This window comes from Rhodococcus sp. NPDC055112, assembly GCF_053607505.1.
The window spans coordinates 1-1,174 of record NZ_JBSGTR010000032.1; the positions used below are offsets into that span (position 1 = coordinate 1).

A 1,174-nucleotide genomic window follows, 5' to 3' on the forward strand; every position below is an offset into this window, starting at 1 on the left:
ATGGCCTCGACTACTCGGTGATCAAGATCGCCGACAACGCCGCCACGCTCTTCGAGAACAACTTCGTTCGCGCCCCCGGCTCGGACCCGGTACCGATCACCGGCACCGCCGACCCCGTGGTGGGGGCGCCGGTGTGCAAGTCCGGCCAAAAGACCGGCTACAACTGCGGCACCATCAAATGGATCAACCAGTGGCAGAAGATCGGATCGGTCGCCACAGTGAACAACGCCTTCATCACGAACGTATGTGTGATATCTGGTGACAGCGGTGGGCCCGTACTGACCGGCACCAAGGCGCTGGGCATCACGAACGGCGGCAGCGGCTGCTCGGGTACCGGAAACCGACACATCTCCTCACCGATCAACTCGATCCTCGCGGACAACCCCGGCCTGAAGATCCGCACCAACTAGGCGCACAGAATCCCCGAAGGGGGTCTCGGACACGAACTTTCGCGTCCGAGGCCCCCATCGCTTGCGGGGTGACGCCCCGCCCCGCAGCTCCGGGCCCCCGACGCGTGCCGCCGAGCCCCGCGCATTCATCCCATCAATTATCGGTGGCCAGCGGCGGGCATCACCCCTACAGTTCCCGCGACCGACCCGGCCCCAACGCCTTTGGCCATACGGGCAACGCTCACACCGAAAGGTCCCCATGCGAAGTACCCGAGCCCGCCGTGCCGCGATGATCGGCACCGCGGCACTGCTTCTGGCCGCGCCGTGCGCGACCCTCGCCCAGGCGGCACCCACCGCACCGGCACCCGCGTTGCCCGCGGGCCTGGTGGCCGCGGTCCAACGCGACCTCGGGCTCAGCCCGGCCCAGTACCTCGCACAGGCGGAGGCCGGGCGCGAACTGGCGACATTCGCCGACACGCTGCGCGGTAAGTTCCCCGCCGCCTTCGCCGGCGCCTGGCTCGATGCGGCAGGCATCCCGCTGGTCGGCCTGGCCGACGGACCGGACAAGGCAGCCGCCCGCACCGCGGTGGAGGCCGCCAGCTACCGGGTCAAGGACCAGTCGCGCAGCGAGAACGCCCTGCGCGAGATGCTCGGCCAGGTCAACGGCTGGGCCCGGCAGCTCCCCGCGCCGCTGTCCGGCCAGATCAACGGCGCCAAGATCGATGCCGTCCGCAACGACATCGCGCTGGAGGTCAAGGACACCGCGGAGGGGCAGGGCCTGCAGC

The 1,174-nt window shown here is 69.3% G+C and carries 1 protein-coding gene and 1 pseudogene; both read left to right on the forward strand.

Annotation, left to right across the window (positions count from 1 at the left end; translation table 11 throughout):
• On the forward strand, positions 1–410 hold a 410-nt coding region (locus ACWFRB_RS15265; protein WP_452641985.1), incomplete at its 5' end, for a S1 family peptidase.
• A gap of 238 nt (positions 411–648) precedes the next feature.
• Positions 649–1,174, forward strand: a pseudogene (locus ACWFRB_RS15270) (protease); the annotation flags it as partial.